We start from the raw sequence: 5745 nt of genomic DNA, 5'->3' as shown, positions 1-5745 counted from the left end.
CAGCTCGGTGATGTCCATCAGGCCTCCCCTCCGGTGACGTCCACGAGGAGTCCACTGCCCCGCAGGCCGGCGAGCGCCCGGCTCGCCCTGCTCTTCACGGTCCCGGCCGAGATGCCCAGCCGGGCTGCGATCTCGGCCTCGCTGAGGTGGTCCCAGAACCGCAGGACCAGCACCACCCGCTGCTGCACCGGCAGGGTCGCCAGTGCACGGCGCACGGCGTCGGCGGTGTCGACCTCGCCGTAGACGTCCGGCCCGGCGTGCTCGGGCAGCTCCTCGGTGGGCTGCTCCCCCCGCCAGAGCCGCTTCCCGGCCCGCCACGACGCATGGGTCATCACGGTGCGGACGTAGGCCTCCGGGTTGCCGTCCGGGTGCAGCCGGTCCCACGCCCGCAGCGCCTTGACCAGCGACTCCTGGACGAGGTCCTCCCCCTTGCCCTGGTCGGCGGCCAGCAGGGTGCCGAAGCGGACCAGGGCCGGGTAGCGCGCCTCGACGAAGCCGCGGAAACCCTCCGGCTCGCGCACGCCGCCCTCCCGGTGGCCTCCCGGACGACCCCTGCGGCCGCCGCATGCCTTGAAAGACGGTGGGCCGGGCGCCAGGTTCCCTCACTCTGCCCGACAGCTGCTCCTCTCGCACCGGACACGCCGGAGGCGGGCCGCCGCTGGGCCCAAAGCACTGGACCGCATCGGTTGATCGGCTCGGCAGGTCCGCGCGTTGGGCCCATGGTCCGGCCGAGGGCCGACCTCGAAGATTGCCTCATGTCCCCGTCCGCCGTGCGCAGCGCCCAGGTCGTGCGCGCGCTCGTCGCCGGCGACGTGCTCGCCCTGCAGGCCCTCGTCCACCCCGACGTCATCGATCACTCGGCGACCCCCGGCCAGCCGGACGGGTGGGCCGGCCTGCGTGAGCGGGCGATGACCATGTGCGCCGCCGTGCACGACTCGGCGGCCCCGGTCGACGTCCTCTGCGCCGACGGCGACACGGCGATGTGCCGGGTGCAGCTGGTCGGCGTGCCGCGCCGGGGCTCGCTCGCGCCGCAGCCGGGCAGCCTGGTGGTCGTTTTCGTCCTGCGCTTCGAGGGTGACCTCCTGCGCGAGCTCTGGACGTCGACCGACGTGCGCCTCCCGGCCGGCGTCAGCCTCGCCTGACCCTGCCCGCTGGGTGGGACCCTCACCTGCGCCGGGTGAGCACGGCCCAGCGGTATGGGCCTAGCGTCGCTGGCCGATACCGGGAGGTGCAGGGATGACCACCGAGCAGCGACGCGGGCCGTCTGTCGACCAAGGACCTTTCTGGGCGGGGGTGGCGGCCACGGCAGCCGTCGCTGCCCTGGCCGCCGGGCTGGGCGTCGTCGTCCTCGACATCTTCGACGTCAAGGTGCTCGACCCTCCGATCGGAGGTGCGAGAGGGCTCGAGTGGGCCGGGGTCGCCTTGGCCGCCGCCGTGCTCGGCGGGGTGCTCCTGCTGCTGCTCGTGATGACGACGCCGCGGCCGCGGGTGTTCTTCGGCTGGATCGTCGGTCTGGTCACGGCAACCGCGGCAGTGCTGCCGTTCACGAAGGACACGACGACCGAGGCGCAGCTGGCGACCTGCGCCCTCTGCGTGCTCATCGGCCTCGTCGTGGGCACGTCGCTCGGGGCGGTGGCCGGCCGCACCGTCCGACCGGGGGGTTAGCCGACGCCGGTCGGGTGGTCATGGGTCAGGTGGTCAGGGATCCACGTCGGCCGCCGACCGCTCCGCGAAGACCGCGGCCAGCCGCTCGGTGACCGGCCCGGGCGCCCCGCCCGCGACGGTGTGGTCCCCCACCGCGTGCACGGACTGCACGTCTCGGGTCGACGACGTCAGCAAGACCTCGTCGGCCTCGGTGAGCACGCCGACCGGCAGGTCCTCCTCGACCACGTCGGCCCACTCGAGCAGCAGCGCGCGCGTCACACCCGCCAGGCAGCCGGAGGTGAGCGGAGGAGTCGAGACCACGCCGTCCCGCACGACGAACACGTTGGTCCCGGTGCCCTCGCAGAGGTTGCCCACGGTGTTGGCGAAGACGGCCTCGCTGCCACCCGCGGCCTTCGCGTGGGCCAGGGCGACCACGTTGTCGGCGTACGACGTCGTCTTGACGCCTGCGCTCGGTGCCCGCTGGTTGCGCACCCACGGGACGACAACGACCTTCGCCGACGCCGGCCACCGTGTCGCCGGAGCGAGTGCCACGACCATCGTGGTGCCGGCGTCGCCGCGGTCCGAGCCCAGCGGCGACGTCCCTCCGGTGACCGTGATGCGCAGCCGCAGCGTCTCGCCGAGCTCCTCGGCGTTGGCAGTGAGTGTCTCGGCGACCGCTGACCGCACGACCGCCTCGTCGGGCACCGGCAGGGCCAGCCCGGCGGCCGACAGCGCCAGCCGCTCGAGGTGCCGGCTGAGAGCGAAGGGCAGCCCGCCGACGACCTTCGCGGTCTCGAAGACGCCGTCGCCCACGGTCAGCCCGTGGTCGAAGACCGACACCGTCGCCTCGTCGGCGCCGACGACCCGACCGTTGACCCAGACCTTCATGCCACCTCCACCCTCGTCTGGCTCATGTCGCCCGCGAAGCGACCGCCAGCAGCCGCCGCGCCTTGAGCTCCGTCTCGTCCCACTCCCGGGCCGGCTCGGATCCCCAGGTGATCCCGGCGCCCGTGCCGAAGTGGAGCAGACCGCCGCTCACCCAGAACGTCCGGATGCCCACCGCCAGGGCCGCCGTCCGCCGGTCCGCGTCCACCCAGCCCACCGCGCCACAGTAGGGGCCGCGCGGCACCGGCTCGAGCGCCCGGATCGCGTCCAGGGCCGCCGACTTCGGCGCACCGGTGACCGAGCCGGGCGGGAACGAGGCCGCCAGCAGCTCGGGCCAGCCCGCGTCCGCCCGAAGCCGTGCCGATACGCGCGACACCAGGTGCACCAGCCCGGGGTGCTCCTCGACGGCGCACAACGCGGGCACCTCGACCGTGCCGGTGAGCGCCACGGCCCCGAGGTCGTTGCGCACCAGGTCGACGATCATCACGTTCTCGGCCCGGTCCTTGTCGGTCAGGCCGTCCCTGGTCGCGGCGGTGCCCTTGATCGGCCCCGACTCGACGAGCTCGCCGGCACGGCGGAGGAAGAGCTCCGGCGACGCCGAGACGAGCGAGAGGTCGTGCGCCGGCAGGTGCACCACACCGGCGTACGGCGCCGGGTTGCCCTCGGCGAGCAGCGCGGAGAGCCCGGACATCGCTGTCGAGTCGGTGCCGTCCGGCAGCCCGCTCGTGAGCACCCGGCAGAGGTTGACCTGGTAGTGGTCGCCGACCGCGATGCCGTCGCGCACCAGACCGACCGCGGCGACGTACTCCTGGCGGGTCATCGACGAGATCCATGCGTCGACCGGGACACCGGGCCACCGCCCGGCCAGGAGCGCCGCCTCCCTCACGTCGTCGAACCGCGCGCACCGGACGGCTCCCTCGAAGTCGACGACGACCGCCCACCAGCCGGAGCCGTCGAGCGCGGTCAGGTCGGCGGTGACGTCCACCAGGCCGGTGGCGAGCCGCCCGCCGAACCAGGCGTAGGGGTCACCACTACTCGAGGACACCGACCGCGCTCTCGACGGCGGCCACGATCTCGGGCAGCAGCCGGTCGACGTCAGCGATCTGGCCCGCGACCTCGCGGTCGGTGTCCATCGGCGGCACTTCGGCGCGGACGACGCGATGCGCAGCGCGGCTGGCGGTGCCCGGCGCGGCGATGGCGGCCCGGAAGTCGATGGCCTGCGCGGCGGCGAGGATCTCGACCGCCAGGACCGAGCGCACGTTGGCCACCACCTCGCGCAGCTTGCGCATCGAGGTCCAGCCCATCGAGACGTGGTCCTCCTGGTTGCCCGACGTCGGGATCGTGTCCACGCTGCTCGGGTGCGCGAGCACCTTGTTCTCGCTCACCAGGGACGCGGCGGTGTACTGCGCGATCATGAACCCGGAGTTGGTGCCCGGGTCGGCCGCGAGGAAGGCGGGCAGGTCGCGGGAGAAGGCCTTGTCGAGCATCCGGTCGGTGCGCCGCTCGGCGATGCCCGCGAGCTCGGACACGGCGATGGCCAGCATGTCGCCGGCGAAGGCCAGCGGCTCGCCGTGGAAGTTTCCGGTCGACATGACCTCGCCGTCCGGCACGATCACCGGGTTGTCGACGACCGAGCCGAGCTCGATGTCGATCACGCGCCGGGCGTGCGCGTGCACGTCGCGCACCGCGCCGTGCACCTGCGGCGCGCACCGCAGGCAGTAGGAGTCCTGCACGGCGTGGTCGCTCTCACGGTGGCTGGCGACGAGGGGGCTGCCGTCGAGCAGCCGGCGCAGGTTGCCGGCCGAGGCCAGCTGGCCGGGGTGTGGCCGGATCACCTGGACCCGCTCGTCGTAGGGCCGGTCCGTGCCCAGCAGCGCCTCGACGCTCATGGCGCAGGCGATGTCGGCGACCTTCACCAGCAGCCCGATCTCGTCGACAGCGAGCGCGAGGAGCACCTGCATGGGCTCGGTGCCGTTGATCAGCGACAGGCCCTCCTTGGCGGCGAGCACGATCGGTTCGACACCGGCCTCGGCGAGCAGCTCGGCGCTGGGCCGGCCGTCGAGGTCACGCTCGCCCGAGCGCCGGAGCCGGCCCTCGCCGACGAGCGGCTGCGCCAGGTGCGCCAGCTGGGCGAGGTCACCGGACGCCCCGACCGAGCCCTTGCCCGGGATGACCGGCAGCAGGTCGTGCTCGAGCAGCTCGAGCAGCTTGGCCGGCAGCTCGACCCGGACGCCGGAGTACCCCGCGGTCAGTGTCCGGGCGCGGAGCAGGAGCAGACCGCGTACGACGTCGTCCGGCAGCGGCTCGCCCACCCCCGCGCTGTGCGACCGGACGAGGGCCAGCTGCATGCGCTCCAGGTCTGCCCTGCCGACGTGGGTGTCGGCGAGGGCACCGAAGCCGGTGGTGATGCCGTACATGACCCGGTCCGCCTCGACCGCCTCGGCTACCACCGACCGGCTGAAGGCCATCCGGTCGGCCACCCCGCTGCCGAGCTCGGCCCGGGCCTCGCCGCGGGCCACCGCGACCAGGTCCTCCAGCAACAGGGCCTCCCCGGTCACGGTGACAGTCCGGGCGGGCTGGGCGGGCGGGGTGGACGACGGGGCAGGCATGGCGGGCAACCTAGCGCCGCCGCGGACCGGGCGGGGACCCCGGCTCGGGCCGCGCCTGGAGGACGGTTCCGCTTTGGTCGCGTTCTCACCGATGGGCTATGGTCTACTCCGCACAGAGGGACGGTAGCGAGGCCGTCCTGACTGTCGCGCGGACGTGGCTCAGTTGGTAGAGCATCACCTTGCCAAGGTGAGGGTCGCGGGTTCGAATCCCGTCGTCCGCTCGGAAGTCTCGGGGCCATCCAGGTCTCAACTCGGTGGAGTGGCCGAGAGGCGAGGCAACGGCCTGCAAAGCCGTCTACACGGGTTCAAATCCCGTCTCCACCTCGAGCTCCATCAGCAGAGTTCCACCTAGGGCGATTGGCGCAGTCTGGCTAGCGCGCTTCCTTGACACGGAAGAGGTCACAGGTTCAAGTCCTGTATCGCCCACCAGCAAAATCGGCCCTGACCTGCGCTCACCCGCAGGCCGGGGCCTTCTCGATCTCTGGTCGTGCCAGTTTCGTGCCAGATTGCAGTCGGCCACCAAGGCCCCCAGGCCCTCGTCCCCCTACCCCCTAGACGGGTAGACGCCACCGCGGCCCGCGCGGGCCGGTGACCCGCCGCCGCGGGT

General features: G+C 73.1%; 6 protein-coding genes and 3 tRNA genes. 5 read left to right on the top strand and 4 right to left on the bottom strand.

What is annotated here, in order from left to right; genetic code table 11:
• Positions 1 to 17: 17 nt before the first annotated feature.
• The gene (locus tag VK640_07690; GenBank protein ID HTE73064.1) at positions 18 to 521 is read right to left on the bottom strand and encodes a SigE family RNA polymerase sigma factor; all 504 of its coding nucleotides are present in this window, start codon (positions 519 to 521) and stop codon (positions 18 to 20) included.
• A 234-nt stretch (positions 522 to 755) separates the two neighbouring features.
• Here VK640_07690 and VK640_07685 point away from each other — a divergent pair, with 234 nt between their 5' ends.
• Together VK640_07685 and VK640_07680 are read left to right on the top strand one after the other, a co-directional pair.
• Positions 756 to 1142: an ester cyclase gene (locus VK640_07685; protein HTE73063.1), complete on the top strand. Its 387-nt coding sequence runs from the start codon at positions 756 to 758 to the stop codon at positions 1140 to 1142.
• Positions 1143 to 1236: 94 nt separating this feature from the next.
• Positions 1237 to 1665 (top strand): DUF6069 family protein, encoded by a 429-nt coding sequence (locus VK640_07680; protein ID HTE73062.1) that lies wholly within the window; start codon positions 1237 to 1239, stop codon positions 1663 to 1665.
• 33 nt (positions 1666 to 1698) lie between these two features.
• Here the strand turns inward: VK640_07680 and VK640_07675 are convergent, their stop codons facing one another.
• From VK640_07675 to hutH, 3 genes are read right to left on the bottom strand one after another with little or no spacing between them, the layout of a single operon-like run.
• A complete protein-coding gene (locus tag VK640_07675) occupies positions 1699 to 2532 on the bottom strand; it encodes an aminotransferase class IV (protein ID HTE73061.1) in 834 nt (277 codons plus the stop codon).
• Positions 2533 to 2554: 22 nt separating this feature from the next.
• Positions 2555 to 3574, bottom strand: a complete 1020-nt coding sequence (locus VK640_07670) for a chorismate-binding protein (GenBank protein ID HTE73060.1) — start codon at positions 3572 to 3574, stop codon at positions 2555 to 2557.
• Positions 3561 to 5138: a histidine ammonia-lyase gene (gene hutH, locus VK640_07665; protein HTE73059.1), complete on the bottom strand. Its 1578-nt coding sequence runs from the start codon at positions 5136 to 5138 to the stop codon at positions 3561 to 3563. The genes VK640_07670 and hutH overlap by 14 nt, the downstream gene beginning before the upstream one ends.
• 148 nt (positions 5139 to 5286) lie before the next feature.
• On the opposite strand from hutH, the gene VK640_07660 reads away from it, so the two are divergent.
• From VK640_07660 to VK640_07650, 3 genes are all read left to right on the top strand, one after another.
• Positions 5287 to 5359: transfer RNA gene (locus VK640_07660), tRNA-Gly, on the top strand.
• 32 nt (positions 5360 to 5391) lie between these two features.
• A tRNA-Cys gene (locus VK640_07655) sits at positions 5392 to 5462 on the top strand.
• A 27-nt stretch (positions 5463 to 5489) separates the two neighbouring features.
• Positions 5490 to 5567, top strand: a tRNA-Val gene (locus VK640_07650).
• The last annotated feature ends 178 nt before the right edge of the window (positions 5568 to 5745 follow it).

The sequence above is a fragment of the Actinomycetes bacterium genome (assembly GCA_035489715.1).
Lineage (GTDB): Bacteria > Actinomycetota > Actinomycetes > JACCUZ01 > JACCUZ01 > DATHAP01.
Note: the sequence above shows the minus strand (reverse complement) of the source record. Positions and strands in the feature narration are given on the sequence as shown.